Origin of the sequence: Acinetobacter sp. HA (assembly GCF_000264725.1) — a bacterium.
In the GTDB taxonomy this organism is placed as follows: domain Bacteria; phylum Pseudomonadota; class Gammaproteobacteria; order Pseudomonadales; family Moraxellaceae; genus Acinetobacter; species Acinetobacter schindleri.
On record NZ_AJXD01000022.1, the window covers coordinates 1 to 26,753 of the forward strand.

28 protein-coding genes, 2 rRNA genes and 3 pseudogenes are annotated in these 26,753 nt (G+C 44.1%); 19 read left to right on the plus strand and 14 right to left on the minus strand.

The features are described from left to right. Positions 1–1,328, plus strand: a 23S ribosomal RNA gene (locus HADU_RS05770); the annotation flags it as partial. A gap of 207 nt (positions 1,329–1,535) precedes the next feature. Next, a 5S ribosomal RNA gene (rrf, locus tag HADU_RS05775) occupies positions 1,536–1,650 on the plus strand. Between the two features lie 487 nt (positions 1,651–2,137). On the opposite strand, the gene HADU_RS05780 is transcribed toward rrf, so the two are convergent. From HADU_RS05780 to rplM, 5 genes and pseudogenes are all read right to left on the minus strand, one after another. Further along, positions 2,138–2,791, minus strand: coding sequence for a hypothetical protein (locus tag HADU_RS05780; RefSeq protein ID WP_004811309.1), 654 nt, complete (start codon positions 2,789–2,791; stop codon positions 2,138–2,140). Between the two features lie 19 nt (positions 2,792–2,810). Further along, positions 2,811–3,238 (minus strand): annotated as a pseudogene (locus tag HADU_RS05785) (ClpXP protease specificity-enhancing factor). Between the two features lie 13 nt (positions 3,239–3,251). Next, positions 3,252–3,902: a glutathione S-transferase N-terminal domain-containing protein gene (locus HADU_RS05790; protein WP_004811304.1), complete on the minus strand. Its 651-nt coding sequence runs from the start codon at positions 3,900–3,902 to the stop codon at positions 3,252–3,254. Between the two features lie 334 nt (positions 3,903–4,236). Then, positions 4,237–4,623, minus strand: a complete 387-nt coding sequence (rpsI, locus tag HADU_RS05795) for a 30S ribosomal protein S9 (RefSeq protein WP_004811301.1) — start codon at positions 4,621–4,623, stop codon at positions 4,237–4,239. A gap of 12 nt (positions 4,624–4,635) precedes the next feature. Beyond that, positions 4,636–5,064: a 50S ribosomal protein L13 gene (gene rplM, locus HADU_RS05800; protein ID WP_004811299.1), complete on the minus strand. Its 429-nt coding sequence runs from the start codon at positions 5,062–5,064 to the stop codon at positions 4,636–4,638. 302 nt (positions 5,065–5,366) lie between these two features. Here rplM and pdxA point away from each other — a divergent pair, with 302 nt between their 5' ends. From pdxA to HADU_RS05815, 3 genes are read left to right on the plus strand one after another with little or no spacing between them, the layout of a single operon-like run. Then, on the plus strand, positions 5,367–6,335 hold the full coding sequence (gene pdxA / locus HADU_RS05805) for a 4-hydroxythreonine-4-phosphate dehydrogenase PdxA (protein WP_004811297.1): 969 nt from the start codon (positions 5,367–5,369) through the stop codon (positions 6,333–6,335). Positions 6,336–6,365: 30 nt separating this feature from the next. Continuing rightward, on the plus strand, positions 6,366–7,178 hold the full coding sequence (gene rsmA, locus HADU_RS05810; protein ID WP_004811295.1) for a 16S rRNA (adenine(1518)-N(6)/adenine(1519)-N(6))-dimethyltransferase RsmA: 813 nt from the start codon (positions 6,366–6,368) through the stop codon (positions 7,176–7,178). A gap of 5 nt (positions 7,179–7,183) precedes the next feature. Continuing rightward, positions 7,184–8,029, plus strand: coding sequence for a symmetrical bis(5'-nucleosyl)-tetraphosphatase (locus HADU_RS05815; RefSeq protein ID WP_004811294.1), 846 nt, complete (start codon positions 7,184–7,186; stop codon positions 8,027–8,029). A gap of 61 nt (positions 8,030–8,090) precedes the next feature. Here HADU_RS05815 and HADU_RS05820 read toward each other — a convergent pair whose 3' ends face one another. The 6 genes from HADU_RS05820 to HADU_RS15995 all read right to left on the minus strand — a co-directional run bounded on the left by HADU_RS05820 (position 8,091) and on the right by HADU_RS15995 (position 12,228). Continuing rightward, on the minus strand, positions 8,091–8,540 hold the full coding sequence (locus tag HADU_RS05820) for a DUF2147 domain-containing protein (RefSeq protein ID WP_004811291.1): 450 nt from the start codon (positions 8,538–8,540) through the stop codon (positions 8,091–8,093). Between the two features lie 69 nt (positions 8,541–8,609). Then, positions 8,610–9,047 carry a hypothetical protein gene (locus tag HADU_RS05825; RefSeq protein ID WP_004811288.1) on the minus strand — a complete coding sequence of 146 codons (438 nt, stop codon included), beginning with the start codon at positions 9,045–9,047 and terminating at the stop codon, positions 8,610–8,612. Positions 9,048–9,576: 529 nt separating this feature from the next. Beyond that, a complete protein-coding gene (locus tag HADU_RS05830; RefSeq protein ID WP_004811286.1) occupies positions 9,577–10,251 on the minus strand; it encodes an LrgB family protein in 675 nt (224 codons plus the stop codon). A 9-nt stretch (positions 10,252–10,260) separates the two neighbouring features. Further along, on the minus strand, positions 10,261–10,632 hold the full coding sequence (locus HADU_RS05835) for a hypothetical protein (protein WP_004811284.1): 372 nt from the start codon (positions 10,630–10,632) through the stop codon (positions 10,261–10,263). Between the two features lie 32 nt (positions 10,633–10,664). Beyond that, entirely contained in the window at positions 10,665–12,005 is a 1,341-nt protein-coding gene (gene hflX / locus HADU_RS05840; protein ID WP_004811281.1) for a ribosome rescue GTPase HflX, read from the minus strand. 91 nt (positions 12,006–12,096) lie between these two features. Next, on the minus strand, positions 12,097–12,228 hold the full coding sequence (locus HADU_RS15995) for a hypothetical protein (RefSeq protein WP_004811279.1): 132 nt from the start codon (positions 12,226–12,228) through the stop codon (positions 12,097–12,099). A 187-nt stretch (positions 12,229–12,415) separates the two neighbouring features. On the opposite strand from HADU_RS15995, the gene HADU_RS05845 reads away from it, so the two are divergent. Beyond that, positions 12,416–13,246: a lysophospholipid acyltransferase family protein gene (locus HADU_RS05845; RefSeq protein ID WP_034424231.1), complete on the plus strand. Its 831-nt coding sequence runs from the start codon at positions 12,416–12,418 to the stop codon at positions 13,244–13,246. A gap of 90 nt (positions 13,247–13,336) precedes the next feature. Here HADU_RS05845 and HADU_RS05850 read toward each other — a convergent pair whose 3' ends face one another. Continuing rightward, positions 13,337–13,885 (minus strand): NUDIX hydrolase, encoded by a 549-nt coding sequence (locus tag HADU_RS05850; protein WP_008304383.1) that lies wholly within the window; start codon positions 13,883–13,885, stop codon positions 13,337–13,339. 124 nt (positions 13,886–14,009) lie between these two features. On the opposite strand from HADU_RS05850, the gene HADU_RS05855 reads away from it, so the two are divergent. From HADU_RS05855 to HADU_RS05895, 9 genes and pseudogenes are all read left to right on the plus strand, one after another. Further along, positions 14,010–14,624 carry an NUDIX hydrolase gene (locus HADU_RS05855; protein ID WP_004811271.1) on the plus strand — a complete coding sequence of 205 codons (615 nt, stop codon included), beginning with the start codon at positions 14,010–14,012 and terminating at the stop codon, positions 14,622–14,624. Positions 14,625–14,639: 15 nt separating this feature from the next. Next, on the plus strand, positions 14,640–15,170 hold the full coding sequence (locus HADU_RS05860) for a gamma carbonic anhydrase family protein (protein WP_008304386.1): 531 nt from the start codon (positions 14,640–14,642) through the stop codon (positions 15,168–15,170). A gap of 135 nt (positions 15,171–15,305) precedes the next feature. Beyond that, positions 15,306–15,971, plus strand: a complete 666-nt coding sequence (gene tsaB / locus HADU_RS05865; protein ID WP_008304387.1) for a tRNA (adenosine(37)-N6)-threonylcarbamoyltransferase complex dimerization subunit type 1 TsaB — start codon at positions 15,306–15,308, stop codon at positions 15,969–15,971. Positions 15,972–15,987: 16 nt separating this feature from the next. Continuing rightward, positions 15,988–16,812 (plus strand): undecaprenyl-diphosphate phosphatase, encoded by an 825-nt coding sequence (locus HADU_RS05870; protein WP_008304389.1) that lies wholly within the window; start codon positions 15,988–15,990, stop codon positions 16,810–16,812. Then, entirely contained in the window at positions 16,806–17,627 is an 822-nt protein-coding gene (locus HADU_RS05875) for a class I SAM-dependent methyltransferase (RefSeq protein WP_008304391.1), read from the plus strand. The genes HADU_RS05870 and HADU_RS05875 overlap by 7 nt, the downstream gene beginning before the upstream one ends. A 121-nt stretch (positions 17,628–17,748) precedes the next feature. Continuing rightward, positions 17,749–19,150: pseudogene (locus HADU_RS05880) on the plus strand (C13 family peptidase). Between the two features lie 38 nt (positions 19,151–19,188). Beyond that, positions 19,189–20,025 carry an S-formylglutathione hydrolase gene (gene fghA, locus HADU_RS05885; RefSeq protein ID WP_004811257.1) on the plus strand — a complete coding sequence of 279 codons (837 nt, stop codon included), beginning with the start codon at positions 19,189–19,191 and terminating at the stop codon, positions 20,023–20,025. Positions 20,026–20,140: 115 nt separating this feature from the next. After that, a pseudogene (locus HADU_RS05890) lies at positions 20,141–21,260 on the plus strand (YjgN family protein). A gap of 12 nt (positions 21,261–21,272) precedes the next feature. Continuing rightward, positions 21,273–22,313 (plus strand): M48 family metallopeptidase, encoded by a 1,041-nt coding sequence (locus HADU_RS05895; RefSeq protein ID WP_008304397.1) that lies wholly within the window; start codon positions 21,273–21,275, stop codon positions 22,311–22,313. 3 nt (positions 22,314–22,316) lie between these two features. Here the strand turns inward: HADU_RS05895 and HADU_RS05900 are convergent, their stop codons facing one another. Continuing rightward, positions 22,317–22,607: a DUF2218 domain-containing protein gene (locus HADU_RS05900; protein ID WP_004811251.1), complete on the minus strand. Its 291-nt coding sequence runs from the start codon at positions 22,605–22,607 to the stop codon at positions 22,317–22,319. A gap of 173 nt (positions 22,608–22,780) precedes the next feature. Here HADU_RS05900 and rpe point away from each other — a divergent pair, with 173 nt between their 5' ends. The 4 genes from rpe (at position 22,781) to HADU_RS05920 (ending at position 25,714) form a co-directional block, all read left to right on the plus strand. After that, positions 22,781–23,467 carry a ribulose-phosphate 3-epimerase gene (gene rpe / locus HADU_RS05905; RefSeq protein WP_004811249.1) on the plus strand — a complete coding sequence of 229 codons (687 nt, stop codon included), beginning with the start codon at positions 22,781–22,783 and terminating at the stop codon, positions 23,465–23,467. 643 nt (positions 23,468–24,110) lie between these two features. Then, positions 24,111–24,428, plus strand: coding sequence for a quaternary ammonium compound efflux SMR transporter SugE (gene sugE / locus HADU_RS05910; RefSeq protein WP_004811247.1), 318 nt, complete (start codon positions 24,111–24,113; stop codon positions 24,426–24,428). 112 nt (positions 24,429–24,540) lie between these two features. Next, positions 24,541–25,023 carry a methylated-DNA--[protein]-cysteine S-methyltransferase gene (locus HADU_RS05915; protein WP_008304399.1) on the plus strand — a complete coding sequence of 161 codons (483 nt, stop codon included), beginning with the start codon at positions 24,541–24,543 and terminating at the stop codon, positions 25,021–25,023. Positions 25,024–25,060: 37 nt separating this feature from the next. After that, positions 25,061–25,714, plus strand: a complete 654-nt coding sequence (locus HADU_RS05920; protein WP_004811243.1) for a nuclease-related domain-containing protein — start codon at positions 25,061–25,063, stop codon at positions 25,712–25,714. Positions 25,715–25,730: 16 nt separating this feature from the next. Here HADU_RS05920 and HADU_RS05925 read toward each other — a convergent pair whose 3' ends face one another. Further along, positions 25,731–26,681, minus strand: coding sequence for a tRNA dihydrouridine synthase (locus HADU_RS05925; RefSeq protein ID WP_004811242.1), 951 nt, complete (start codon positions 26,679–26,681; stop codon positions 25,731–25,733). Positions 26,682–26,753: the final 72 nt, after the last annotated feature.

A 26,753-nucleotide genomic window follows, 5' to 3' on the forward strand; every position in this document is an offset into this window, starting at 1 on the left:
CTCTAAGCTTCAGTTAAACAGGAATCGTACCCGAAACCGACACAGGTGGTCAGGTCGAGTAGACCAAAGCGCTTGAGAGAACTCTGCTGAAGGAACTAGGCAAAATGGTACCGTAACTTCGGGAGAAGGTACGCTGCCGGCGGTGATAGGACTTGCTCCTTGAGCTGTTGGCAGCCTCAGAAACCAGGCCCCTGCAACTGTTTATTAAAAACATAGCACTCTGCAAACACGAAAGTGGACGTATAGGGTGTGATGCCTGCCCGGTGCTGGAAGGTTAATTGATGGGGTTAGCGTAAGCGAAGCTCTTGATCGAAGCCCCAGTAAACGGCGGCCGTAACTATAACGGTCCTAAGGTAGCGAAATTCCTTGTCGGGTAAGTTCCGACCTGCACGAATGGCATAATGATGGGGGCGCTGTCTCCAGCAGAGGCTCAGTGAAATCGAAATCGCCGTGAAGATGCGGTGTACCCGCGGCTAGACGGAAAGACCCCGTGAACCTTTACTGCAGCTTGACATTGAACTTTGATCTTACTTGTGTAGGATAGGTGGGAGGCTTTGAAGTGGCGACGCTAGTTGCCATGGAGCCGTCCTTGAAATACCACCCTGGTAATATTGAGGTTCTAACTCTGTCCCGTTATCCGGGACGAGGACCATGTCTGGTGGGTAGTTTGACTGGGGCGGTCTCCTCCTAAAGAGTAACGGAGGAGTACGAAGGTGCGCTCAGCGTGGTCGGAAATCACGCGTAGAGTATAAAGGCAAAAGCGCGCTTAACTGCGAGACCCACAAGTCGAGCAGGTACGAAAGTAGGTCTTAGTGATCCGGTGGTTCTGTATGGAAGGGCCATCGCTCAACGGATAAAAGGTACTCTGGGGATAACAGGCTGATACCGCCCAAGAGTTCATATCGACGGCGGTGTTTGGCACCTCGATGTCGGCTCATCTCATCCTGGGGCTGAAGCAGGTCCCAAGGGTATGGCTGTTCGCCATTTAAAGAGGTACGCGAGCTGGGTTTAGAACGTCGTGAGACAGTTCGGTCCCTATCTACCGTGGGCGCTGGAAATTTGAGAGGATCTGCTCCTAGTACGAGAGGACCAGAGTGGACGAACCTCTGGTGTACCGGTTGTGACGCCAGTCGCATCGCCGGGTAGCTATGTTCGGAAGGGATAACCGCTGAAAGCATCTAAGCGGGAAGCCTACCTCAAGATAAGATTTCCCTGTGACTTTATGTCACCTAAAGAGCCGTTGAAGACTACGACGTTGATAGGTTGGATGTGGAAGTGTAGCGATACATGAAGCTGACCAATACTAATTGCTCGTGAGGCTTGACTATACAACACCCAAACAGTTGTTGTATAAAAGCTCAATTGATTCGATATTAAGCAAAACAGCTTGATTTAGTGAACGCTAAAGAACAAACTACTGCAACTCAGATATTTCTATTAATGAACGATGTTCAAAACACTGTTTTGAACGAGTGCAAGATTTGACCAAGCATTGGCATCTAAATAAGACCAAACGCAAAGTCATAAACAGTTGTGCTGGCGACCATAGCAAGAGTGAACCACCTGATCCCTTCCCGAACTCAGAAGTGAAACCTCTTAGCGCTGATGGTAGTGTGGGGTTTCCCATGTGAGAGTAAGTCATCGCCAGCTCATTATTCTAAACACCCCCTGTCAAATGACAGGGGGTGTTTTTTTATGTCTAGGATTTAAGAAAGTATCTAAATATTGATTTTTAATCTAAACCCATAGCAGAAAATCTGCACACTATATAAATTCATAGTGGTTGCTATCTTCTAGGATGGATTCCCTGTAATTGATTTTGGTAGTTTTTTTAGCTGATGCTAAGTGCTGTATCGCTATTAAATACGTACCTACAGTGCCTAGGAGGACGGGTGGAAGGTGAATAACTTTGTTTTACCTACCACCCTAGTGGTAATAGAACGTTTTGCGAGCTATCGGTAGATAGACTTGTAGCTGTATGGACTCAAACGCCTTATATGAAGTGCATTGATATTTACGGTGTATATTTCATAAAGGATTAAAGATTTACATATAAATATTATTTCTAGTCATATGCTGTATGTTTACATAGAAATAAAAAACCAGCTCAAAGCTGGTTTTTTATTAGATGGATAATTTAAGCAAACACTTTCATAACCTGATCTAGAAGTACCCATAGGATCACAATCGCCACTACAGGCTCTGCAATTTTTGCCCAAGTTGGCGCATTGACTACAACCACATCTTCAACGTCATGTTCTAGGGACTGATTGTTTTGGCTGACCATCTGATTAAACTCCTTCATCGTTGCCTCCAATGATAGCTCTTCTTGTGGCATTGGTTTAGAGCCTTTCAGTTCTAACAGATTATTTGTTGTCCAAACCCAATCATCTGCTTGACCAGAAAGATGCTCGATCTGACCATATAACAGTTCCTGAATACTGTTCAGATTATGATTGCCGGTATCATGTAGCTGTTTAAGCTCTATGAGCTGAAGTTTGAAAATCTCATAAATATTAGCTTCTTGTACTTCACGAGAAAGAGTAGACTGATTGGATTTAAGTGTACTCAGATGACGGGCAATTTCCTGAATATATAGTTCATCAGGATGATTAATTTCATTATAGATCTTATTCGGATTAAGCTTCCATTCACTAACCAGCTTACCTAAAGTCAGCGCACTGATTTCGGCAATGTATGCACGACGTTCCTGCTTTGGATACTGACTTAGAAGCTCAGGCTTTTGAGTTTCTATCTGTTCAACAAAATATTGTACTAAATCAAAAGCCATTCACTTACTCCGTTCTTATTTAATCTAATAACCTGAGGCTTGGTTTTTCTTTGGTGTTTCAGGTTCTTCTTCAATGTTTGATTTTAAAGCATCTTCTTCAGTTTGTGTATGCTCATATTCATTTGGATCAAAGAATAGTCCCTGACCATTTTCACGTGCATAGATACCCAGTACCGCAGCCATTGGTACATAAATATCACGTGATACACCACCGAAACGTGCTGAGAATGTAATCGCGTCATTGCTCATATGTAGCGCATGTACGGCGTGCGGTACGATATTTAGAATGATCTGGCCATCTTTAATAAACTGTTCTGGAACCATGGTATTTGGACGCGTAGCATCAACCAACAGGTATGGTGTCATATTGTTATCACAGATCCATTCATAAATCGCACGAGACATATAAGGACGTGTAGGCGTGAGGTTGAATTCCTGTTCAGACATAATGAGTACTCGATTAATTTGATAACTGGGCAGCGTAGCGGTTCTTTTCCTGCAACGTCATTGATTTGATAAAAGCAGGACGGCTAAAGATTCGCTGGCAATACAGATAGAATGGGCGGCATTGCTGTTTAGGTAATTCTACACCCATACTGTGCAAACGGATAAACATCGGCGCAAGCATGCAGTCCAAGATACTGAACTGCTCTGACATGAAATAGGGAAAGTGCTGAAATAGTGGCATCAGGGATACCAGAATATCGCGAAGCTGTTTTTGCGCCTGAGCTTTCGCAGCGGGATCTAAAGAATCCGGGTGTTTGAGCATGATATCGGCCAGTTTAAGCCAGTCATGTTCGAAGCGCCATAGATATTGGCGTTGCTCGGCTCGCGGCATCGGTGCATCGGCATAGAGCTTGTTCTGACGATAGCGATCATCAATATATTCAGAAATAATCTGGCTAATAAATAATTTCAGATCATTTTCAATCAGCATCGGTAGCTGATTATAAGGATTTAGACTGGCCAAGTCCTCATCGTCACTATCGACCAAGATTAAATGATATTTAATTTGTTTTTCGGTAAGAACGTAGCGAATCCAATGGGAACGAAAGTCATCGGCATGGCTATATAAGGTGATTCCTTGAAGTGGCGCGCTTTCGACTGACATAAATCCTGAGCAAATTTTAGTGAGTAGAATAGGATACTAAAAATCAACCTAAAAAGCACGAAGCATAAAAGACCAATTGGCTTTTGACAGGGTAGATTATAAGAAAAAATGAAAGGAGCAGAACAAGATGATCATGAATTTAGGTTTAATCATAGTGTTTGTGATTATAGGTATAGCCAACTATTATCTGACCAAGTCCTTCTGGTGTCATGAAGGGGTATGGGGTAAAGATGTTCATGAACAATAATATATACAATTCTATTCAGTGGTAAATTTAAAGCCATAAAAAAACCCTGGAATAAACCAGGGTTTTTTGTCCGATTCGGTAAACGAATTAACGTTTAGAGAATTGAGGACGTTTACGAGCTTTACGTAAACCAAGTTTCTTACGTTCAACTTCACGAGCATCACGAGTAACGAAACCAGCTTGACGAAGAGCAGGTTTAAGAGTTTCGTCAGCAGCGATCAATGCACGAGTAATACCGTGACGGATAGCGCCTGCTTGACCACCGATACCACCACCAGCAACAGTGATGTAAAGGTCGTATTTGTTAGTTGCTTCAAGAAGTTCTAACGGTTGGTTAACAACCATACGAGCAGTCTCACGACCGAAGTATTGTTCTAAAGAACGGTTGTTAATTACGAGTTTACCAGTACCAGCAGATAGGAAAACACGTGCAGTTGCGGTCTTACGGCGACCTGTACCATAGTTTGTAGCCATGTGCTGTATCCCTTAGATGTCCAAAACTTGTGGCTGTTGAGCTGTGTGAGGATGCTCAGTACCAGCGTACACTTTCATTTTCTTGATCATTGCATAACCAAGAGGACCTTTTGGCAACATGCCTTTAACAGCGCGTTGGAAGATCTCTTCTGGTTTGTGTGCAACTAATTTCTCGAAGTTAGTTTCACGGATACCACCAGGGAAACCAGTATGGCGATAGTATTTCTTATCAAGTGATTTTTTACCAGTCACTTGAACTTGCTCAGCATTAATAACAACGATGTAATCGCCAGTGTCAACGTGAGGAGTATAAGAAGTTTTGTGCTTACCGCGTAAACGACGAGCGATTTCCGTCGCAAGACGGCCTAGAGTTTTGCCAGAAGCATCAACAACGTACCAGTCGTGTTGAACTTCAGCTGGCTTAGCACTGAGAGTTTTCATTAAACCACTACCTATTATAGTTGGTTTGGACGGTGGAATCTGTCCAAACAAAAGGAGACGAGATTCTAAACGAATACGTGAAGAATCACAAATGAAAATTAAAAATTTCAAGCGCTGTATTTTATATAATCTACGAGCATAAGGGAAGAAAAATTAAGCAGAATGCATAAAAATAACTGGCAAGATTTGTAACGCAGATTTCTCTGAGAATCACAACAGTCCAAAACACTGTACAGATCGCTGCACGCAAGCCTGTTTGAAACAGGCTATACTATTGAAGGCCTTAGTGAATAGAGAAGAAGATGCTGCCTTTATATGTCACCAGCGGTGAACCTGCCGGAATTGGTCCTGATATCTGCTTGAGTCTGGCAAATCGGGTTGATGAGCGTCCGATTGTGGTACTTGCGGATCTAGAAATGTTGGGTCAGCGTGCCCAGCATTTAAATCTGGCAATAGAGCTGATTGAATATAAGGGACAAGAGTCTTCTTCTGAAGAAGGTCAGCTCTATGTCGAGCATGTACCTTTGAAACAACAAGTGATATTGGGTGAGCTCAATAGCCATAACGCTGCTTATGTATTGGAACAATTACGTCGTTCAGCTGACTATGCCATGACCGGGAAAAGTGTTGGTGTGGCAACAGCACCAGTGCAAAAGTCAGTCATTAATGATGCCGGAATCCATTTCAGTGGGCATACTGAATATTATCAGGAATTTGCTGGTGTGCCTCGTGTCGTGATGATGCTGGCAACTAAAACCTTACGTGTCGCTTTAGCAACAACGCATCTTCCGTTACGGGCAGTCGCGGATGCAATTACGCCTGAGCGTCTGCATCAGGTGATTGATATCCTGATTCATGATTTACAATCCAAATTTAAAATCAAACAGCCAAAGATTCTGGTCTGTGGTTTAAATCCGCATGCAGGCGAGGGCGGTTATTTGGGGATGGAAGAGATTGAAGTGATCAATCCTGTGCTGGAAACTTATCGTGCGCAAGGTATCAATATGAGCCTGAGCCTACCTGCAGATACTTTATTTACTCCTGAAAACTTGAAAGATACCGATGCGGTACTGGCGATGTATCACGATCAGGGTTTACCTGTGTTAAAATCTCAGGGCTTTGGTGAAGCCATCAATATTACTTTGGGCTTACCGTTTATCCGAACTTCTGTCGATCACGGCACAGCACTCTCCCTCGCAGGTACAGGCCTTGCGAAAAGCTCAAGCTTGCATGTGGCTGTGGATTTGGCGCTGGATTTAGCGCGTCAATGATCTCGTCTTTATTACACGTTGGAAATGTCTATGTATCAGATTAATGCCTTAAACCCGAAAGATGAAGGGCATCACACGCGTAAGCGTTTTGGTCAAAACTTCTTACATGACCAACGTGTCATTGCCAAAATTGTCCGTTCAGTCAATCCGCGTGCAGGCGAAAATATTGTTGAAATTGGTCCAGGTCTGGCCGCTTTAACTTCACCTTTGATTGGTGAATGTGATGCTTTAACCGTTCTGGAGCTTGATCGTGACTTGGCTGCAGGTTTGCCGGGTCGTGTTCCGCATCCTGAGCGTTTAACGATTGTTGAAACAGATGCATTGAAGTACGACTTCACCAATTTATTTAAAGAAGGTCGTCCATTACGTGTAGTTGGTAATCTGCCATATAACATTTCGACACCATTATTGTTCCATCTCTTGGAATTCGGTGACAAAGTTAAAGACATGCACTTCATGCTGCAAAAAGAAGTAGTCGATCGTATTACCGCTTCACCGAACACCAAAGAATATGGCCGTTTGTCGGTGATGATTCAGTATTACTGCAAACCGACATTCTTGTTTGAAGTGCCACCAGGTTCGTTTAATCCGCCGCCAAAAGTGACTTCTGCGGTATTCCGTTTAGAACCCTATGACGTTAAACCGATCGTGGCGAAAAATGAAAAAGCTTTGGCACGTCTGGTATCCCACGTATTTACCCAGCGCCGTAAAACTTTGCGTAATAGTCTGAAAGGCATGTTGGTTGAAGATGGTTTTGAAAAGGCAGGTGTAGACCCAATGGCACGTCCAGAGACTCTGACACTTGCTCAATTTGTGGCTTTATCTGATCAAATGGTAGCTTAAAAAGAATGACTCGCACTGTTCGATACAATTATGTGATTGGTGATGTGCAAGGCTGTTTTGAGGCCTTGAAGGCATTACTGAAAGAAATCCGCTTTGATCCGGATCAGGATTTTATCTGGTTTGCGGGTGACCTGGTCGCTCGGGGTGAAAACTCGCTGGGCGCGTTGCGCTTCATTAAAAAGTTGGTCGATAATGGTGTCGCTGCAACAGTGCTGGGCAACCATGATTTGACTTTATTGGCTTATGCACGCGGCATTAAGCCGATTAAAGACAAGGACAATGTCCGTGATGTGATTGATGCCATCGACAGTGATGATCTGATTGACTGGCTGCGGAAACAGCCTATGTGTCTGTTCCCGAATGAACAGACAGTGCTCACGCATGCCGGTATTCCTAAACTTTGGGATGTTGCCAAGACTGCTGAGTTAGCTAAAGAAGTAGAAGCAGTCATAGGTCATGATGATTTTGAAGTCATGGATGCGTTCCTGAGCGACATGTTTGGCAAAGAGCCAGCACTCTGGTCAGATGAGTTAGAGGGTCATGAGCGTATACGTTGTATCGTGAATTACCTGACGCGGATGCGTTTAACCGATATAGAAGGACGTTTAGAATACAGTTTTAAAGACTCTCTGAATGATCCAATGCCAGAAGGCTTCAGACCCTGGTTTGAGTTTGAGTCGAAAGCTGCCAAGACGCATCAAATTATCTTCGGGCATTGGGCAGGATTACAGGGTAAGACGATTTCCGAACATGTTCAAAATGTCGATGGTGGCTGTGTTTGGGGCAATCAGTTGCTGGCTTATCGATTAGAAGACCAGCAGATGTTCGCGGTTCATAATCCCGTGCTTTAAGATATCCAGAACTAAAAAGCCACGTTTCAACGTGGCTTTTTTATAGCAGAAATAATGTAAATTAATCCTGACGAATCCAGGTCTGACTACGGCCTAATGTCGATACACCGATATAGCCACGTAAGGTGAGACGCTTGCCAGTCGCATTCAGGCGAGCTTTGGCATCATAAACTTTGCCGGTCAGTGGATCGATGATCCGACCCTTATCATAGTTATTGGCTTTACCTACTTGTTTTAAGCCGGTAAGTACATCCATGCCTAGAATCGGTTGATTGGTATACGGTGCCGGGCAGTTGTTACAGCTTTTTTGTGGGGTATAACCAGGGCGAGGCGTTACTTTCACGATTTTACCCACGTAGGTACCGTTATTTTCTTGACGAATTTCAATAATGGCTTTAGGGGAGCCAGTTTTATCATCAATTTGTTGCCAAGTGCCGGTCAAATCCTGTGCAAAAGCTGACACAGTCATACATGCACCCATTAGCATCATTGCGATTTTAGATTTTTTCATATTAATCATCCCCATGTGGTTTGTTACAGACAGTCACTAGTTATTTTTTGATCAGTCTGCACTAAGAATTCAGTTGTGTTTAAGTCCCATGACCGAAACTTGAGTATGGTCATATAAATTTAAGGAATTTCCATCGACAGCGACCTGATTAATCAGGTCATGAATATGTATATCGGATGCTGATTGCAGCGTAGCGTTTCCAGCATGATGTAATGCAGTGAATTTCAATTTGTTGAAGGCTTCTGGCTCCAGTATTTCAAATGAGTACTGAGTGGAGGGCAAATGATCAGCACCTTGTTTTCTTGGCTTATTACCAAAAAGTGGGTGGGATAATGAGTTGCCTAAATTTCTAGATAAGCCACCTCTATTATATTTCGCCGATTTAATCAGGATCATGGCCGGATCTGTCTTGTCATGCATCTGCTGCCAAATATTTATCCAATTCTCTCCACAAGAAATTGGGTTTAAAGCAACACCAGATGTCCTGAAAACACTCATTGTTTTCATTCAATTTCCTTGTATTTCAAAATCAAATATCCATTTGATTTGCTTCACTCTTGCTGTATATGAAGTTTTAATACACAAAGATTAAAAAAATCTGTATGTTTATTATTCATACAACCTTATATAAAAAAATGCAAGTTGAATATAGGCAGAGATTCATACTTAAGTCTTAAAGATTATAACAATATTCTTGTGGGTGGAAACGTGATTTTTAACCCATATTGAATGATGTATAGGAAAGTGAGAGAAAAATATTTAAAATAACTGACCAAAGAGACAGCGTGTAGCCAAGTCGAAAATAGGGGAATTAGTAATATTAAAACGATTGAAAAGATTATAAATATATAAAATTACTAAGTTAAAATCTGTCATTTAGGTCAATTTAATTACTGGTATGAAACTTAAATGAATTTATGAAGTGACTAATTTGTCATTAGAATTTAATAGTTCATATTTTTATCTAAATCGATATAAGAATAAGATGACTATAATAAAATAGATATAGTCATCTAAAAATGACGATGTGGTCAGATTAAAGATTCTGAAGATATAGAATAAAAGTCGGTAGCCAGAGGGCCGTAAAGACAGCATTCACTGCCATACCAAATGCTGCGTATCGACCTGCAACACTACCACGCTGCCAGGCTTGTGCTGTGCCAATCGCATGAGCGGCAAGGCCCAGTGCAAGACCAGAAGCACGTTCGTCATTGATATGACGCAGAATGAGAGGGGAAAACGCAGCCCCAATGACACCAGACAGAATTACAATCAGAATCACCAGGCTAATTGGTGCATCCAGTAAAGTCGCGATATTAATCGCAATTGGGGTAGTAACTGCACGAGTGGCAAAGGCCATGATGTCACCGGCTGCCATATGTAACAGATAAGCGAGTCCCATGGGCAGGGCAACTGCACTGATACTGGCGAAGATCAGAATTCCAATCACACCTTTTAATGGCAGGTCATCATAGCGCATCGCTGCCAGAGGAATTGCCAAGGCCACCGTAACATAACCTAAAAGACGGTTAAACAGGGGATTGGTGTCTTCCGTATAATGTTCATAAGGAACACCCAGTACAAACAGAATAGCCAGCACAAAGAACATGCCAAAGACAATGACCGGAATTTTAGGAATCACACGGTTACATGGTTTAGCCGCAAGATAGGCCACTAGCGTGATCAGGAAACCATAGAGTACAGATAACATAATGATCTCCTAAAGCCAGCGCTTGGCCATTTTTGCATAGACCCATAATGGAATGAGCGTACTAACAAACAGAATCAGCAGAAAGGCTGGAATTTTATGTCCCATATGCACCAGCATCATCAATGAGCCGGCGCTGACAGGTAAAAATGCAAAGGCACTTTCTTTCATAATCTTGTTATTGGTATCCACCAGTCGGGCAGGAATTTTGCTCCAGCGACGCCAGCTAAACAGGACGATGAGCAGGCTGATCAAACCGACCAGATTGCCTAACTCAGGGTGCTCTAACTGGGTCATGATCCATACTGCTGCTTCCCGAAAGACAATAATCAGAAGCAGCGTGCCGATCCATGCTGGCCAATCTATATGCTTAATCCAGTTCATTTTAGAGTCTATTTAATTTGATTTATCGAGTTTTAGTCGATCTTACGCGGTATTTCAAATTCTTCAAGTGGCCGTTGAAACTGAACTGCTTGCTCACCCAAAATATCTTCTAGGGAGAGATGTGCCTGGCGAATGATCTGTGCCAGTTTCTGTGGAGCAATACTGACCTGCAAATGCAGCTGACCTTGCTCGTCATAATGCTCGGACTGAATCACATTCAGATCATAAAGTTGATTACGCAGTTTGCCATGTGCAGGCTGTAACTTAAGTTCAAACTTTTGCAGTTCTCCCATCAACGCTTCATGTACCGCCTTACGTAGCAGGTCAATCCCTTCTCCAGTGTGAGCAGACACATACACCCGTTCTGGCTGATTGGGTTTGTGATAGATAATCTTGGCTTCTTCACCGCTTTGGTCAATTTTATTATAGACACGAAGTACTGGAACATTAGCCCCAATTTCCTTGAGCACACTTTCTACTGCATCAATCTGTTCCAGAATTTCCGGACTGCTGGAATCAATCACGTGCAGCAACAGGGTGGCTTCTAAGGTTTCTTCCAAAGTCGCTTTAAAAGATTCTACCAGTGAGTGAGACAGGTTACGTACGAATCCTACCGTATCTGCCAGTACTACAGTGCCAATGCCTTCCCAGTCCAGACGGCGCAAGGTCGGATCCAGAGTGGCAAACAGCTGGTCAGCTGCATAAACATCGCTATCTGCAAGAATATTAAACAGGGTAGATTTACCGGCGTTGGTATAACCAACCAGAGAAATGGTAGGTACAGCAGCTTTCTGACGGGCTACACGACCTTGCATCCGGGTTTGACGGACTTTATCCAGTCGAGCTTTCAGTTGCCCCATCCGTACGCGCAGCAAACGTCGGTCAGTTTCCAGTAAAGTTTCACCAGGACCACGTAAACCAATACCCCCTTTCTGGCTATCCAGATTACCACGACTACGAATCAGGCGAGAAGAAAGATGCTGTAACTGGGCCAGTTCGACCTGTAATTTACCTTCATAAGTACGGGCGCGCAGCGCGAAAATATCCAGAATGAGTTCAGTACGGTCGACCACCCGGCATTTAACAACGCGTTCAAGGTTACGTGCCTGCGCAGGGGTCAGGGTATGATCAAAAATCACCAGATCAGCTTCAAGAGCTTCAACTTTTTCTGCAATTTCCTCAGCCTTGCCGGAGCCGATAAAATATTTAGGATCGGGTCTTAAACGCTGAGCATGCATATGCTCAAGAATTTCTGCCCCTGCTGAACTGGCCAACAGGTGAAATTCTTCTGCATCCAGATCCTCCAGCATCTGCACGGTCACACTGACCAGAATGACACGATCTTTGGCACGATGCTGTTCAAAATATTCCACTCAGTCCACACTCTACTTAAAAACTTTTTTAATAGAATTCATTTTAGTGGAAAAAGACAGGGACAGGTAGCATTGCTCTGTGAGTTTTGGGTTAGAGTGCAGCAACAAAAAATTGCGCCAGGCCGACTAAAACAGCCGCATAAAATGCGGTTGCCACAAAAATGTATTTCAGTGCTTGTGTGAGTTGAAGGGTTTCAAGCGTAACCTTTGGATCTTGCTGCATGATAAAACTCCATAATTTACTCATTCAATGGAAATATAATAATTCATCGTTTAATTGAATAAAAATTGCAAAATTTAATCCGTCTGAACGGTTTTTATAATCAATGCATGTTCAGAATGAACAGTATAGAATGGTAAAGATACGTGAAGATGATGACCTGAATCGACCTGGAAATAGTGATCCTTGTATGCACTCGACTATAAATAATGAAACATCTGAAATTCGTGGTTTAGCAAAATTTTTGCTCTATAGCAGAAAAATGGTTGCCTCTGTCGCAGCGGTGAGTGAAGGGTTCTATCTGGTTTACCGACACGGTTTATACAAGAATCCGAATAATCCACATAACACGCGATATGTGCAGTATTTCTGTCGTCAGCTATGCAAGGTATTTAATATTGAAGTGCAGGTACATGGCACCATTCCACGAGAACCCGCACTTTGGGTGAGTAATCATGTGTCCTGGCTGGATATTGCAGTACTCGGTTCTAGTGCACGGGTGTTTTTCCTGGCTAAAGCCGAGATTGAACAGTGGCCGCTGCTTGGCAAACTGGCGAAGGGCGGGGGAACTTTATTTATCAAGCGAGGGTCGGGAGATTCACTCCGGATCCGTGAGCAGATTACCGGATTTTTAAAACAGGACATTCCAGTGCTGTTTTTCCCTGAAGCCACCACTTCAGATGGACGTGCAATCAAGAAGGTCCATGGCCGGATTCTGGGTGCAGCAATTGAAGCAAAGCGCCCGGTACAGATTTGCCTGATTTGTTATGTCAATCAGCAGGGGGAACTGGATACAGTTGCGCCTTTTATTGGTCAGGTCGGTTTCGCTGAGCATGTACGTAAAGTGTTAGAGATGCCAAATGTCACGGCACATTTAATGGCATTACCCGGGATTTCTACAGAAGGTCATACGGTGGATACGCTGACGCCGTTGGTGCAGGAAAAGATGAATGAAGGTCTGAAGTATTTACAGAATAAGGTCCTGAAAACACCCTTGGAAGTTACTGCATCAGTTTCGTAGGTAAAACAAACAGAATTATTTTCCAAAAAACTAAAATGAGCGTTTATTGGCGCTCATTTTTTTATATGTAGCATTCAGTAGTTTGTTGTTTTAACCAGTGTGATCCAGACGTGAACCTAGGGTTTCGAGATGCATCGGGAAAACATTATTTTTACGGTCTTCAAAATAATGACGTAAGGTCCTTTCTACACTCGGGAATGCTAGTTCTGCCCAAGGAATATCCACTTCGTCAAACAGGCGTGATTCAATGGTTTCTTCACCAGCACCAAATTTGCCTTCCACCAGTTGAGTTTTAAACAGCACATAAATCTGACCGATACGTGGAATATTGTACATACAGTACAGCTGTTCGATTTCCACTTCAGCTTCGGCTTCTTCACGGGTTTCACGTGCTGCGCCTTGTTCCATGGTTTCAAACAGTTCCATATAGCCGGCAGGTAAAGTCCACAGGCCATAACGAGGTTCAATCGCACGTCGGCATAGCAGTACTTTGTCTTCCCAGACCACTAGGGATCCGCAAATAATCTTTGGATTAATATAATGAATAAAACCACAGGAGCTGCAGACATGACGAAGTTTTTGATCACCTAAAGGTATTTTTTCAGTTGTCTTATGTCCACAGGCCGTACAGAAGTTCATATTCATCATCAATGACAAAAAGTAGACTCAGGATAACTGAAAAATTGAAATTTGGCATCAATTCTATCCTCAGGAATCAAAAATCAGCTATGATGAAATCATAATGAGAATGAGGAAAGCGTGGATGGATGAACGCAATTTAACACACAGATTACAGCAACGTTTGCGCTTTTCCAGGCGGATTCAGCCAGCGCATGCTGCCGTGTTAATTGCGATTACGGATGAGTCGGATCCCAAGGTCTTACTCACCCGCCGTTCGGCTTATCTGTCTAATCATGCCGGTGAGGTTTCTTTTCCGGGCGGTAAGCGTGATCCGCAGGACACCAGCAATATCGTCGTAGCGCTACGCGAAGCCTATGAGGAAACCGCACTGAACCCTTTCGATGTGCAGCTCATTGGTGATCTGCCCATGCAAAAGGCACGAAATGGCATGTTGGTAAAACCGATTGTTGGACTGATTCCACCAAAAGTTCAGCTGATTCCACAACCCACTGAAATTGACCGGATTTTCTTTGCCTCACTACGGCATTTACTTGAAGCCAAACCCACACCTTATGAAGTACGCTTTGCCCAGCAGTCGTTATATTTCCCGAGTATGCGCGTGGAAAATGAAGTGGTCTGGGGGCTGACTGCGCGTATGCTGATTTCTTTATTCCAGTATGGCCTCGACTATAAAAAAGACTGGCCATTCTTACTTAATTCACCAGCTTTTAAACGATCAAAATTCTTTCAGGACTGAAGAGGATATTCAGGCATGTTGTACAAATTTCAGGGACATTCTCCAAAAGCGCTGCAACAACCATGGGATGGTTGGGTCGCACCCACAGCGACCGTGATTGGTCAGGTTGAATTGGGCAGACAGGTCAGTATCTGGTTTGGCGCCGTGGTGCGTGGTGATAACAGCAAAATCCATCTTGGGGACTATACCAATGTACAGGAAAATGCCGTACTGCATACTGATGCGGGGATTGAAATGCATATTGGTGATTATGTGACGATTGGTCACCAAGCCATGCTGCATGGCTGTACCATTGGTGATAATAGCCTGATCGGGATTCAGGCTGTAATTCTCAATAATGCCGTGATTGGTAAAAACTGTATCATTGGCGCGAATGCGCTGATTCCGGAAGGAAAAGTGATTCCGGACAATTCTGTGGTGATGGGATCGCCGGGCAAAGTGATAAAAACCCTAGATGAAGATACTGTACAAAAGCTGAAAATGAGCGCACTGCATTATGCCAACCATTTTCAGAAGTTCCAGCCATTGGAACAGGTTGAGCTTTAAGCAACTCTTCTACCTGTATTTATTGACCTGGCGATGGCCAGGTTTTTTTGTATCTGTTTCGGGAAAATCTCGCGTAGCGGATATGAGTGGAGTATCATATCCGCGTTTTTTATATTCTCTGAATTAAGGTTGTGCATGAAAGTGCTGGCATTGGAAACTGCCAATGAGCAGTGTTCCGTTTCTGTGATTGATGACACTCAAGAATTATTTTTCCAACTTGATGCGCGCGCAAAGGCACAAACGCAAACAATTCTCCCAATGATCGAGCAGGCTTTAAAAGATTTAAGCCTAGCGGTTTCTGATTTGACTGCGATTGCATTTAGTCGTGGACCGGGTTCATTTAGCGGTGTGCGTATTAATGCCGCGGTAACACAAGCCTTGGCTTGGTCGAATGACCTGCCTGTGGTACCCGTTTCGACCTTACAGGCCTTGGCACAGGCAGCATACCGTTTGCATGGCCTGACGGAAGTGACTGCGGTACTCGATGCACGTATGAATGAAGTTTATATCGCCAGCTATCAGCTGGATGCTCAAGGCATTATGCAGCCAGTAGATGAAGAACAGTTGCTTGGTTATGAACAGGGTAGCGCCACAGTAAAATTTGCTGTAGTCGGCTCAGGCGCTCATCTGGTTCAAACAGAAGCCACTGAATACAAAGATGTCAGTGCGACTGCACAGGATATTGCCACGATAGCGCGTGTGGCAGCAGCATCAGAAAACTGGGTCAGTGCTGAATTGGCACTGCCGGTCTATTTACGCGATAACGCATGGAAAAAAATTCCAGAACAAGGCAAAGCATAATTAATCAGGATTAAGCATGGATCTATTACTGCTGCTGAAAGCGGCAATCATGGGTATTGTTGAGGGTATTACTGAGTTCTTACCGATTTCCAGTACAGGGCATTTGATTCTGGCTTCAGAATTAATGAATTTCTGGACCAAGGAAAAGAGTGATGTTTTCGTGATTGCCATCCAGATGGGGGCAATCGCAGCAGTGATTTATGAATACTGGATACGTCTGTGGGGAGCCGCCACCGGGATTGTCAGTGGTGAGCCACAAGGACGCCGTCTCGGTATTGGTCTGATTTTGGCTTCGATTCCAATCATACTTATCGGGCTGACTTTTGGTCAGACTGTAAAAGAATTGTTATTCAACAATATTGCAATTGCGATTGGCTTGATTGTCGGTGGTCTGATCATTATTTGGATTGAAAAGAATCCACCTCAAGTCCGTGCCCAAGAAGTTGAAGACCTGACCATTAAAGATGCTATCTGGATTGGTCTGATTCAGGTTTTATCGCTGATTCCAGGTACTTCACGTTCTGGTGCCACCATTATCGGTGCGATGTTCCTCGGTGTATCACGTAAGGCAGCGACTGAGTTTTCCTTCTTTCTGGGTATCCCGGTAATTGTCGGTGCAGGCCTGTTAGACTTATACCAGAGCTATGACGTGTTTAGCGGGACGCAGGACTGGGTGGTACTCACTGTTGGTCTTTTAGTATCCTTTATTTCAGCATTGTTATTGATCCGTGCGTTAGTCGCTTATGTCGCGAAGCGTGATTTTATGATTTTTGCCTGGTACCGTATTGTATCGGGACTGCTCATTTTATTGTTTGCATACACAGGCTGGACATTATGGTAAGCGAGATTCGCTTATACACTGAAACTGCATATATCGAGAAAGCACAGCACTTTGAGGCTGTGCTTTCTTCTCGTGGTGTACAGGTTCAGATTGAGACCGTAGAAAAACTCAATGCGCGTTTCTTTCGCCTGAATCCCGAACTGGCACTGTGTGTTGATGCGGACGGTTTATGGCTATGTGCCAATGGCATGAAAATGCAACCGGACTGGAAAGCGGAAGTGGGGCGTTTAAAACGTGCTTCACTGAAGTCGGAAATGATTGCACGTGCTTGCAACCTAGGTGAAAAGCCGACCCTAATTGATGCGACTGCCGGTCTTGGTCATGACAGCCTGTTGATGGCACATCTTGGTGCGCATGTCACTCTGGTCGAACGTCATCCGATTCTGTTTACCTTGCTGGAAGATACCCATACGCGTGCGCAGAATGATGCTTTCCTGAATCCGGTTGTATCGCGTATTCATCTGGTCTTCTCTGATTCTGCTGACTATTTAATCCAGCAGGCAGCAGAAAGCGCCATGGTGGATGTCGTTTATCTGGATCCGATGTTCCCGCAGCGTGACCAGAATCAGCAGGCACCCAAGAAACAGGCACAGGTGAAAAAACAGATGCAGCTATTGCATATGCTTTTGCCTGAAGATGGTGAAATGGACCTTGGCGATAACCTGCTGGAACTGGCACAGAAAATTGCTAAACGGGTGGTGGTGAAGCGTCCGCGTCTTGCCGTTTTTCTGGCTGATAAAGCACCCGATCATCAATGGCAAGGGGATGCTTGTCGCTTTGATGCGTATTTTCAGCATGATCTTGTAGCTGAATAAGATAATTGCTTCAAAATTCGCCAAGGATTTGTTATATAGTTAAAAATAGCATTGATAAAAGTCCTATCAAGCATAAACTTATTCTGCGAATTAGCGAGCCACTTGATCTCCCCGAAATCCTATGATCGACTTCAAACCATCCATTAATTTTTGGCACGATTTTAAGAGCAATCAAATTGCCGGAATATGGTTGTTTCTGGGGTCGAGGCGTTCCCTGCAAATGGTACGTCCCTCCATTCTTCAACTGGTGTTCTGGGGCATTCTGGGCGGTTGTGCCAACAGCCTGTTCAGCTGGCTCAGTTCAGGCCGGATTGGGGAATTTAACTCCCAAGGTCTGGTTAGCTACGCACTCTGGCCTTTTATTGCCCTGATTGTCGGGATTTTTCTGTCACAGCGGATCAATAATCCGCGTTTGATGCTGGTGCCGGCCCTGCTCTGGCTGGTACTGGATACGCACATCATGCTGTTCCAGTGTCTGATTCAGTATCTGGGCGATCTCGACTATCTGCCGTACATCCTGTATGACTATATCCCGACCTTATTTGTGATGCTGTTTGTCTGGCAAAGTCTGGCTGTGGTCTGGGTATTCTCACGTGAACTGAAATGGCCGTGGTGGGAGCGGGCACTAATTATGCTGGCAACCCTGTTTACCTTGGTCGTTTGGCAGATTTCTGTCAAAGATCAGCCGATCTGGAAAGTGGAAGAAGTCCCGCCCAGCTTTGCTGAAGATGCCTTCTATGCACAACCTAATTTACTAAACAAAGCGCTGGATTCTATTGAATATGGCGAGTTTGCGCAGTCACACTGGTATTTTTGTGGGTGTGGCAGGTGCCAGCTATCAAGATGTATTCTATTCAGAGATTGAACGGATCAAGGAACAGTTTGATACCCGCTTTGGAACCTTTGGTCGTTCGATTGCCTTGGTAAATCACCCAGCAGCTCGTACCGAGATGCCAATTGCTTCCAAAACCAGTATGGAACTGGCTTTACGCCGTATTGGCCAGCAGATGAATCGCGAAAGTGATGTGCTCTTCCTGTACATGACCTCGCATGGTTTGCCAAACGTATTTGAAATGGAAAATGCACCGCTAGATCTGGCACAGGTCGATCCAAAGTGGCTGCGTGACACGCTGGATGCATCCGGCATCCGCTGGCGAGTCATTGTGATTTCTGCCTGTTATTCCGGCAGTTTTGTTTCTGCACTGCAAAATGAAAATACCTTGATCATCACCGCTTCAGCAGCAGATCGCCAGTCCTTTGGCTGCTCGAATGAAGCCGACTATACCTACTTTGGCCGTGCCTTCTTTGATGAAGCCATGCGTGAGCAGGACAGCTTAAAGGAAGCTTTTACACAAGCCAGCCAGACGGTAGCGAAGTGGGAAAGTGCACAAGGTTTTGAACCTTCTGAGCCGCAGTGGGTCATCGGTAAGAATATGGAGTTGATGTTACCTCAGCTTGAACAACGTCTTTTCCCGCCAGCGACAACAGCTTCAGCTTCCCAGTCAGTCGCTTTGGCGCCCTAAACTGATCAATGACTTTAGAAAATAGAAAAGGAATCATGATGGAACTGCTACAGAATAATAGAAGTTTTGAAGGTGAACAGCGAATCTATCGCTTTAATTCTAAAGTGTTAAAAAATTCAGCGCGCTTTGGTATATTTCTGCCGCCGCAAGCCTTGGCAGGACAAAGCTGTCCAGCGTTATTTTATTTGGCAGGTCTGACCTGTACTGAAGAAACCTTTGCGATTAAAGCGCATGCGCAGCGTCTGGCAGCACAGCTGGGCCTGATTCTGATTACACCAGATACCTCGCCACGTGGTGAAGGGGTAGCTGAAGGGGATAACTGGGACATCGGACAGGGTGCCGGTTTCTATATCAATGCAACGCAGTCTCCTTGGGCTGAACACTTCCAGATGGAAAGGTTCCTCATGAATGAGCTTTATCCATTAGTGAATGAAGAATTTGAAATTCAGCCAGGCAAAATCGGTATCTTTGGACATTCGATGGGGGGGCATGGCGCATTAACCTTGGCATTTAAATATCCAGAAAAATTTGTCTCTGTTTCTGCCTTCGCTCCGATCTGTGCACCAAGCCAATGCCCTTGGGGTGAAAAGGCCTTTAGCAATTATTTAGGTGAAGATCGTGCAGAATGGGCCAAACATGATGCGACTGAACTGGTCAAAGCCAAAGGTGCACTTTATCCGGATATCCTGATTGACCAAGGCTTTAATGATCAGTTCTATAACCAGCTGAATCCTGCCTTATTCCAGCAAGCTTGTGATGCCGTGGGACAAAAGCTCACCTTGCGTGAACATCAGGGCTATGATCACGGTTATTACTTTATTCAGAGCTTTGTTGATGACCATCTACAGTTCCATGCGGTACAGCTCGAAAACTGATTTTTAGCTATAACCCAAAGCAAATGACTCATGGCATGGATGCAAATATGCTGGTATCCATGTCTGATCATGCGCTATGCTTGCAAAGATTTATATAATAAAAACAAGGCAGTTTATGCAAAATACCAGTGATATAGACGCATCTACAATTCCTCCAGTCATTCCACCATTCCCACCTGATATTCCAGCCACGCCGGAAGTAAGACCTGTACGGGTAGGCGGATTACAGCAGTTTCGTTTTTATGGGACCGCCAGTGAATATTTCGGTATTTGGATTGTGAATATCCTGCTGACAATCGTCACTTTAGGATTGTATTCACCTTGGGCCAAGGTACGCCGTCTGCGTTATTTTTATGGTAATACTGAATTTGTACAACGCCGTTTCGACTTTACCGGGGTACCAGTCAAAATTTTGATGGGGCGTCTGATTGCGCTGGGGCTATATTTTGCCATTTCGATTGCTTCAAACCTGTCTACTACAGCGACACTGGTCGGGTTGCTGATTCTTTATCTGGCAGTACCCTGGCTAATTCGGGCGACACTACGATTTAATGCCCGCAACAGTAAATTTGGCAATGCCCGGTTTTATTTTGGCGGCACTAATAAGGAAGCTTACTGGACCTTTATCAAAGCCATCCTGATTTATATCCTGACCCTAGGGATCTTTTTCCCGGTATTGGTCTGGCTATATAAACGTTATTGCTTTGATCATCTCTATGCAGGCCAGTTGAACTTCAGGCTGAATGCCACAGTGGGGCGATTACATGAAGGCCATGTATGTCCCGCTGTTTATTTTCATGGGTTTTCTGGTTGCGGTGATGATCTTTGGCATAGGTTCCAGTTTTGCCAATCTTGGCAATCCTGGAGTTTTAAGCTCGCTAATCGGCTGGATTGTGGCGATTTATCTCTTTGGTTTTTTCATCATTTTCCCCCTGATGCAGGCCCGGATTTTTATTACCACTTGGAACAATACCTCTATCAGTCGTAGCCAGTTCAAGACCGAGTGTACTCAATGGCACTATACCTGGATTCTGGTGACTAACTGGATTGCACGTATTCTGAGTTTAGGTTTGCTTACACCATGGGCAGCGATTCGTCTATATCGTTATCAGGTGGAATCATTAACCCTGAATTTACGTAATGATCCGGACATGATGATGAACAGAGCACAGCAGGATCACAGTGCGCTGGCAGAAGAGATCAGTGACATCTTCGATATTGATGTGTCGTTATAACAGGAGAAAAGTATGTCTGCTCAGGTCACTGACGTCATTTTCTATGATGGCATTGTCTCAAAACCGCAACCGGCGCAGGTGTCCCGGATTGATGATCAGTCGGTACTGATTCGTTACGGCGAAGCTTATGCACAGCAGCGGCGTTATCTGTATGCAGACATGCAGCTGATTGGAGCACTTGGAAAAATTCAGCCAGTGATTGAACTCAAAGATGATGCCCGCCTGGAGTTTTCTTCTGAGCTGCCAGAATGGTTTAATTTACAGCGTAAGGGATTACAGCACTCGATCTGGAAACTGGAACGCACCCCGGCTTTAATTCTGTTTAGTGTGGCATTTGTACTGGCACTGGGTTTTGCGACAATTAAATGGGGCATTCCAGCAGCTTCCTATCATGTGGCTCATCATCTGCCTGCCAACACTTTGACGCGTATGGGCGATGAAGCAGAAAGCTATGTCTTGAAGATGACTGAAGATACTAAATTGCCTAAGGCACGTCAGCAGAAGATTGTTACGCAATATCAGCAACTGGTTGCAGGAGATCAGCCGGCGAAAGTGGTGTTCCGTCAAGGCGGAGCAATCGGTGCCAATGCACTGGCGATTCCAAATAATACCATTATCCTGACTGATGAACTGGTCGCACTGGCTCAGGATGATCGGGAAATTATGGGGGTGTTGGCGCATGAACAGGGCCATCTGGTACAGCGGCATAGCCTGCAACAGGCACTTTCCAGTTTAGGGTTTAGCGTAATTTTAATCATGATTACCGGTGATGGTTCAGACTTGCTGACCAATTTACCGGTAGCCATGGTCGGCGCCAGCTATTCGCGTAATTTTGAGGCTGAAGCAGATGACTATGCTTTAAATGCGATGCAGGCCCAGCATATTCCCACCATTCATTTTGCCAACTTTCTGGAACGCCTGGCTAAAGACAGTGGGGAAGATAAGGAGGCCGAAAGCTCAGTATGGGATTTCTTTAGTAGCCATCCTGCAACACAAGAGCGGATTAAGGCGGTAAAAGCATTTGAGGCAGAACATACACTACGACAGCCCTGAGGCTTAGAGTTGCTGAATTTGCCATTCTGCCTGTAAAGGCTCCTGACCCATCCGTTCGAGATGCTCAATGACCACCTGCTGTAGTCGCGGCAGGTCGACATCTTCCTGCTGTACCCGAATCTGTACCCGTAAATGCTGATCCATAGGTATCATTTCCACCGTCGCATTTGGCATGTGAATTTGAATATTCTGTTCAGTCGAGGCCACTTCAAATTTGTGTTGCCAATGTTTCATTAACCGTAAGGCAATACGTTGAGCTTGTAAGGTCGGAATATCAGTATAACTTTCTTGCATAGTTTGAATGATCTTGTTGAGAGGTATTCATCATAGGCGGGAGCATCCATAACCGGCAAGTCTTGTCCTATAACAATTTGTTAAACGGATGCGATTATTCAGGCGAACAGACGCAGGCGCAAATACAATTTGTTATAATACGGTATTCATCTCATATTCAGCCAGGTTCTTTCATGTCCAAGCCGTATTTAATTGCACCTTCTATTTTGTCTGCTGACTTTGCCCGCTTAGGTGAAGAAGTTGAAAATGTACTGGCAGCAGGTGCTGATGTTGTTCATTTTGATGTCATGGACAACCACTATGTGCCAAACCTGACTTTTGGGGCAGGTGTGTGTAAGGCATTGAAAAAATATGGTATTAAGGCGCCGATTGATGTGCATCTGATGGTTAAACCGGTCGATCGCATGATTGGTGATTTCCTTGAAGCCGGTGCGGACATTATTACTTTTCATCCGGAAGCTTCTGATCACGTTGACCGTTCTTTGCAGCTGATTAAATCTGGCGGTGCTCAGGCAGGTCTGGTATTTAATCCGGCAACACCTTTGCATTACCTTGATTATGTACTGGATAAAGTGGATCAGATCCTGTTAATGAGTGTAAACCCGGGCTTTGGTGGTCAGAAATTCATTCCGATGACTTTGGATAAATTACGTCAGGCACGCAAGATCATTGATGCTTCTGGTCGTGATATCCGTCTAGAAGTAGATGGTGGGGTAGGACCAGCCAATATCCGCGAAATTGCACAAGCAGGTGCGGATATGTTTGTAGCAGGTTCAGCGATCTTCGGTAAACCGGATTATAAAGCTGTGATTGATGAAATGCGTGCAGAACTGGCGAAAGTAGGACAAGTCACTGTCTGATCGGAATTTTATGTTATTCACAGCAATCTGTGGATAACTTTATGGATAAGTATATGGATATCTATGTGGGTAACCCTATGGATATCCAGCATAAATTGTAATCAATTGTAGCTTGGTTGTTTAAGCATTATACAAAATATGTATAAAAAGAACTCAATTTGGGTTCTTTTTCTATTTTGAAAGACTTACAAATTCTGGTGTTTTATTCACCTATGCTTACAAATCAAGCTTTATAAAAAGTGATCAACTTATTTTAAATTCGTGTTTCATTGTGTAACTTCTCCGAACAATTTTAAATTTAATTCATGTGCATAACTTAATTATTTGATGTGGATAAGCTTCTTGTTTTGGAGCAGTGCTGAGCACCTTGTTGTCATTTTTAAAGCAAATGAGAACTCTGTTTTGTTCTCAACTGTATGTCTAAAGTAGCGAGTTTTTTAAGGGCTGTCTTGGGTGCTTGAGTTAAGCTGAGTTAAGTTACATCTCATACGGTCAATTTTTGTAATCTGCCCTATATTTTTGCAAGTAATTTTATACAATCTCACAGTTTTAGGAGGAACGACCTCCCTTGATGTAAAATATTGCTTTTACTCAGGAAAAATCGTCAGGACGGCCTGATTTCTTAATTCATGAAGGAGGGCATATGGCCTGGTTTTTACTCATACTGGCAGGTCTTTTTGAGGTAGTGTGGGCCTACTCAATGAAGCTATCGGAAGGCTTCAGCAAACTGACCCCCAGCATTATTACTATCTTTTTCATGTTTCTAAGTTTTGCACTGCTGGCTTACGCTATGCGTACGCTACCTTTAGGCACCGCCTATACCATCTGGACCGGAATTGGTGCGGTTGGTTCTTTCCTGATTGGGATTTTTATTTTGGGAGAACCTGCGACTGCCATGCGCATGCTGGCAGCTGTCTTGATTATTTCCGGTCTGGTCTTGATGAAACTCTCATCTTCTTAAAGTTTATAGGGTGTACCCTAATGTAAATGTTTCAGTATTTATTTATATCAACCTTCTATTGAGCATTACGTTAAAATATAATCTTTCTGTGGCAATGCAACAGGGTGAGGACATGAACTTAAGCTATATCTATATGGATTCACCTGTGGGGCAATTGCAATTGGTGGCGAGTACTAAAGCACTGGTTGCGGTGCTTTGGGACTGTGAAAAGCCGAACCGGGTCAAGCTGGCAACTTTAATGGAAGATCCTGGGCATCCTATTCTGGTTGTGACTAAAGTGCAGTTGGAACAATATTTTGCTGGTCAACGTAGCTGTTTCGATGTGCCTTTGGACTTTGCCGGTACACCATTTCAGAAAAGTGTCTGGCAGGCCTTGCTGAATATTCCTTATGGAGAAACTCGAACCTATCGTGATATTGCCCTGGAAATTGGTAATCCGAAAGCGGTTCGTGCCGTGGGGGCTGCCAACGGTCGTAATCCGATTTCGATTATTGCTCCATGCCATCGTGTGATTGGTGCCAATGGCGCTTTGGTGGGTTTTGCAGGTGGACTGGACCGCAAGGAAATCCTGTTAAATATTGAACAAAATAAGTAAGATATATTCTATCCTAATAAAAATCTGACCCAACAAAATGAATCCATTTTTCGCCCCAGTGATTGAAAGTTTCTGGTGGCTGTTTCTTTTATTTTCCTTAGCAGCTTTATTCAAGCTATTTAAACCATATCTCAAAGGGAAATTCGGTGAGTTTGCCGTTATTGTGCATGCTAAACGCTATCTTAAACAGCCGCATTATATTTTGATGAATGACCTGACCTTTGAGGATGGGCAAGGGACTACTACCCAGATTGATCATCTACTGTTAAGCCCATTTGGGCTATTTGTGATTGAAACCAAGAATTATAAAGGCTGGATTTTTGGGGGTGAACGTCAAAAAATGTGGACTCAAAAAATTTATAAACAGAGTTATAAATTCCAGAATCCGCTGCATCAGAACTATAAACACGTCAAAGTGCTGGAACAGGTTCTGACAGACGTTTTAAGTCCAGAACATATCCATTCACTGGTGGTGTTTATGCCAGAAGCTGAGTTTAAGACCGCGATGCCAGCAAATGTTTTTCGTAATGCCAGCTGGACGGATTACGTGAAAAGCTTTCAGGAGCCGGTAATTTCTGAAACCAAACTCAATCGGATTCAGCTGCATCTGGAGAAGGCTATGCTGGAGAAATCCAGACAGACCAATCGTCAACATATAGAGGGCTTAAAGCAGCGTAAGCAAGTTAAATAAAAAATCCCTGAAAAGTTCAGGGATTTTTAGCGGAATGCTGAGCATATCTGAGCTTTTCGGTAATTTCTTCCAGCGGTTTTACCCGTTTTACTTCATCCCACAGCGACTTCGCTTCAGGATAATGCTTGGACATCATGCCGAGCCACTGCTTATAACGACCGACCATATTCATTTCTTTTTTATAGGAACCATTCAGAAAACGAATTTGCAGACCAAGCAGTTCGTTCCAGCTAATGAGTGGATCATCACTATTTTTACGGATACATTGAGTCAGATCAGGCGTCGTTACTGCACCGCGTCCAATCATCAGATCTTCACAACCAGATTCTAGCTGACATTGCTTGGCATCGGCATTTGTCCAGATTTCACCATTGGCAATGACATTAATTTTTAAGGCTTCACGGATCGGTTGTAGCTGGTCCCAGAATGCAGGTGGGGTATAGCCATCCGCTTTAGTCCGCGCATGCACTGTTACCCAGGCAGCACCAGCATCTTCAATGGCATGGGCATTTTCCAGCATAAAGTTACGGTCCATATAGCCAAGCCGCATTTTTGCGGATACCGGAATATGTGCAGGAACCGCATCACGCACAGCTTTCACCAGCTCATACACGACTTCAGGTTCATCCAGCAGTACTGAACCACCACGATGACGGTTGACGGTTTTAGCCGGACAGCCAAAATTCATATCAATTGCGGGTGCACCCATAGCAGCAACTTTGACTGCATTGGCTGCCAGCATTTCCGGATTATTCCCCAAGAACTGTACATGTACCGGTGTACCGGCTGCAGTTTTACCTTCATTTAGGAGTTCAGGGCAATAATTATGGTAAACATGGTCCGGCAACAGCGAATCTGTGACACGAATAAACTCGGTCACACACCAGTCAAAGCTTCCGACGGATGTCAGTACATCGCGCATAATCGGGTCCGTTAAGCCTTCCATGGGTGCAAGAACAAGTTTCAACGGTCAACACCTGTGAATTTGAAAAACGGTGTTATACGGCTTTTTCGCCTGAATGTCCAGGCAGTTTAAATT

Excerpts from the sequence above, each read along its gene's own strand:
- HADU_RS05850 (WP_008304383.1), bottom strand. The coding sequence starts at position 13,885 with ATGAACTTCTGTACGGCCTGTGGACATAAGACAACTGAAAAAATACCT.
- rpsI (WP_004811301.1), bottom strand. The coding sequence starts at position 4,623 with ATGGCTACAAACTATGGTACAGGTCGCCGTAAGACCGCAACTGCACGT.
- HADU_RS05870 (WP_008304389.1), top strand. The coding sequence starts at position 15,988 with ATGGATCTATTACTGCTGCTGAAAGCGGCAATCATGGGTATTGTTGAG.
- rpe (WP_004811249.1), top strand. The coding sequence starts at position 22,781 with ATGTCCAAGCCGTATTTAATTGCACCTTCTATTTTGTCTGCTGACTTT.
- HADU_RS05845 (WP_034424231.1), top strand. The coding sequence starts at position 12,416 with ATGCACTCGACTATAAATAATGAAACATCTGAAATTCGTGGTTTAGCA.
- HADU_RS05815 (WP_004811294.1), top strand. The coding sequence starts at position 7,184 with ATGACTCGCACTGTTCGATACAATTATGTGATTGGTGATGTGCAAGGC.
- HADU_RS15995 (WP_004811279.1), bottom strand. The coding sequence starts at position 12,228 with ATGCAGCAAGATCCAAAGGTTACGCTTGAAACCCTTCAACTCACACAA.
- HADU_RS05920 (WP_004811243.1), top strand. The coding sequence starts at position 25,061 with ATGAATCCATTTTTCGCCCCAGTGATTGAAAGTTTCTGGTGGCTGTTT.
- HADU_RS05835 (WP_004811284.1), bottom strand. The coding sequence starts at position 10,632 with ATGAACTGGATTAAGCATATAGATTGGCCAGCATGGATCGGCACGCTG.
- rsmA (WP_004811295.1), top strand. The coding sequence starts at position 6,366 with ATGTATCAGATTAATGCCTTAAACCCGAAAGATGAAGGGCATCACACG.
- HADU_RS05895 (WP_008304397.1), top strand. The coding sequence starts at position 21,273 with ATGTCTGCTCAGGTCACTGACGTCATTTTCTATGATGGCATTGTCTCA.
- tsaB (WP_008304387.1), top strand. The coding sequence starts at position 15,306 with ATGAAAGTGCTGGCATTGGAAACTGCCAATGAGCAGTGTTCCGTTTCT.
- HADU_RS05830 (WP_004811286.1), bottom strand. The coding sequence starts at position 10,251 with ATGTTATCTGTACTCTATGGTTTCCTGATCACGCTAGTGGCCTATCTT.
- HADU_RS05790 (WP_004811304.1), bottom strand. The coding sequence starts at position 3,902 with ATGTCAGTCGAAAGCGCGCCACTTCAAGGAATCACCTTATATAGCCAT.
- HADU_RS05855 (WP_004811271.1), top strand. The coding sequence starts at position 14,010 with ATGGATGAACGCAATTTAACACACAGATTACAGCAACGTTTGCGCTTT.
- HADU_RS05915 (WP_008304399.1), top strand. The coding sequence starts at position 24,541 with ATGAACTTAAGCTATATCTATATGGATTCACCTGTGGGGCAATTGCAA.
- pdxA (WP_004811297.1), top strand. The coding sequence starts at position 5,367 with ATGCTGCCTTTATATGTCACCAGCGGTGAACCTGCCGGAATTGGTCCT.
- HADU_RS05900 (WP_004811251.1), bottom strand. The coding sequence starts at position 22,607 with ATGCAAGAAAGTTATACTGATATTCCGACCTTACAAGCTCAACGTATT.
- HADU_RS05825 (WP_004811288.1), bottom strand. The coding sequence starts at position 9,047 with ATGAAAACAATGAGTGTTTTCAGGACATCTGGTGTTGCTTTAAACCCA.
- sugE (WP_004811247.1), top strand. The coding sequence starts at position 24,111 with ATGGCCTGGTTTTTACTCATACTGGCAGGTCTTTTTGAGGTAGTGTGG.
- HADU_RS05860 (WP_008304386.1), top strand. The coding sequence starts at position 14,640 with ATGTTGTACAAATTTCAGGGACATTCTCCAAAAGCGCTGCAACAACCA.
- HADU_RS05780 (WP_004811309.1), bottom strand. The coding sequence starts at position 2,791 with ATGGCTTTTGATTTAGTACAATATTTTGTTGAACAGATAGAAACTCAA.
- fghA (WP_004811257.1), top strand. The coding sequence starts at position 19,189 with ATGGAACTGCTACAGAATAATAGAAGTTTTGAAGGTGAACAGCGAATC.
- HADU_RS05820 (WP_004811291.1), bottom strand. The coding sequence starts at position 8,540 with ATGAAAAAATCTAAAATCGCAATGATGCTAATGGGTGCATGTATGACT.
- HADU_RS05875 (WP_008304391.1), top strand. The coding sequence starts at position 16,806 with ATGGTAAGCGAGATTCGCTTATACACTGAAACTGCATATATCGAGAAA.
- rplM (WP_004811299.1), bottom strand. The coding sequence starts at position 5,064 with ATGAAAACTCTCAGTGCTAAGCCAGCTGAAGTTCAACACGACTGGTAC.